The 1,433-nt window shown below is 64.5% G+C and carries 3 protein-coding genes and 1 pseudogene; 3 read left to right on the top strand and 1 reads right to left on the bottom strand.

The features are described 5' to 3' along the window. Positions 1 to 190: 190 nt before the first annotated feature. Positions 191 to 337, bottom strand: coding sequence for a hypothetical protein (locus ACIPV6_RS23700; protein WP_400273240.1), 147 nt, complete (start codon positions 335 to 337; stop codon positions 191 to 193). A gap of 53 nt (positions 338 to 390) precedes the next feature. Between ACIPV6_RS23700 and ACIPV6_RS23695 the strand changes: the two are divergent. The 3 genes and pseudogenes from ACIPV6_RS23695 to ACIPV6_RS23685 all read left to right on the top strand — a co-directional run. Continuing rightward, positions 391 to 450 (top strand): annotated as a pseudogene (locus ACIPV6_RS23695) (hypothetical protein); the annotation flags it as partial. Between the two features lie 96 nt (positions 451 to 546). Further along, positions 547 to 810, top strand: a complete 264-nt coding sequence (locus ACIPV6_RS23690; protein WP_400273241.1) for a sigma factor-like helix-turn-helix DNA-binding protein — start codon at positions 547 to 549, stop codon at positions 808 to 810. Between the two features lie 4 nt (positions 811 to 814). Further along, on the top strand, positions 815 to 1,093 hold the full coding sequence (locus ACIPV6_RS23685) for a hypothetical protein (protein WP_400273239.1): 279 nt from the start codon (positions 815 to 817) through the stop codon (positions 1,091 to 1,093). The last annotated feature ends 340 nt before the right edge of the window (positions 1,094 to 1,433 follow it).

Raw genomic sequence — 1,433 nt, 5'->3', positions numbered from 1 at the left:
TACTGCACCCGGGAGGGTGTGGGAGAGTAGGACACCGCCGGACAACACTTACAAATGGAGCCCCGACCACGACGGTCGGGGCTCCACACATTTAACACGAATCAGGCCCGGGTGACCTCCCCACGAGCTAGTGAGAAGGGAAGCCGGTCAAAGAGGATGCGGACCTCCGTAATCAGGCCACCCTGGAGGGTTACACCCATGTAGACACCGCGGGGAACCCGATCGGAACGGCGGCGTGCCGGAATGACGTGTTGGCTCCACACCGCTCGAGGCCGCCAAAGCAGGCGATGAAGTAGCTTTCGCTGCCCTCGTCCAGCCATATCGTCGTGAACTCCATGTGCACTGCTACAGGATCACCGGATCCCTGATGCAGACGACGCGCTTCAGGAGGTGTTGCTCGCCGCCTGGAGCAGTCTGCCTGGTTTTGGCGGGCGATCTTCGGTCCGGACGCGGCTCTACCGGATCGCCACCACTCGTTCGCTGAACGCAGTACGCGATCGCCGTCGTAGGCCACCCATTCAGCCGATGCCTCCTTTTGACCCGCCGATGCCAACAGACACTTTCGATGTGCCGCATCTGGAGCCTTACCCCGATGCGCTGCTGTCCGAAGTGGGCCCGGCCGCCCGCGCCATTGCGCTGGAAAGCATAGACCCCGCGTTCGTTTCTGCGCTCCAACACCTGCCGCCGCGCCAGCCCGCGGCGCTGGTGCTATGCGATGTCCTGGGTTTCCCGATATCTGAGGCTGCGGACATGCTCGACGGCGGTCAAAGGGCTGCTTCAGCGTGCACGGGCCGCGACACCAATGCCTGAACCCGTGGCCACATCAGCCGACAGGGTTCCCATAGTTCGCAGGTTCGCCCACGCTTTTGCCAGGGACGACGTGGATGCCATGGTGGCGCTGCTGACCGACGGGAGTTGGCTTGCCATGCCACCGGCGATGCACCGTTACGCGGGCCGAACCGCCGTCGGCAACTTCCTCAGGGCCAGCACGGCTAGCCGGCCCGGGGGGAGCTATGTGCTGGCGGGGACGCAGGTCGGCCGCCGCCTGCTTTCGTTTGCTGTTTGCAGGGGCGGGCGCGTGGTCTGCTGGTGATTGAGCCAGACATGAGTGGCGAGAGGATCGCTTCCCTGATGCGGTTTCTCGACGACGGACTGCCCAGAGCGTTCGGGATGCCGGACCACTTGGCTTAGCGGCCTCGGATGGTCACCCGCTGGCGGATGCACGACGGCGGTCTGGTCGCCCATAGGGACTGGGGGCCTAACGAATCCGGGTGCTCACGGAGCAGGCGGCAGCGGCGTATGTGCCGGCCGAGGTATCCCGCGACGACTGCCTGTGGAGGTGGATTTGCGTTGGGGGTTGGGGGCGTGTATTGTTTTCTGAGTCGCCGGGAGCGAAACGGAAAGCCGGAAGGTGTGTACGGTTCGGTTGGCGG

The organism is Paenarthrobacter sp. NPDC089988, from assembly GCF_044748465.1.
In the GTDB taxonomy this organism is placed as follows: domain Bacteria; phylum Actinomycetota; class Actinomycetes; order Actinomycetales; family Micrococcaceae; genus Arthrobacter.
This window is presented reverse-complemented; position numbering and strand designations above follow the sequence as displayed.

Excerpts from the sequence above, each read along its gene's own strand:
- ACIPV6_RS23700 (WP_400273240.1), bottom strand. The coding sequence starts at position 337 with ATGGAGTTCACGACGATATGGCTGGACGAGGGCAGCGAAAGCTACTTC.
- ACIPV6_RS23690 (WP_400273241.1), top strand. The coding sequence starts at position 547 with ATGCCAACAGACACTTTCGATGTGCCGCATCTGGAGCCTTACCCCGAT.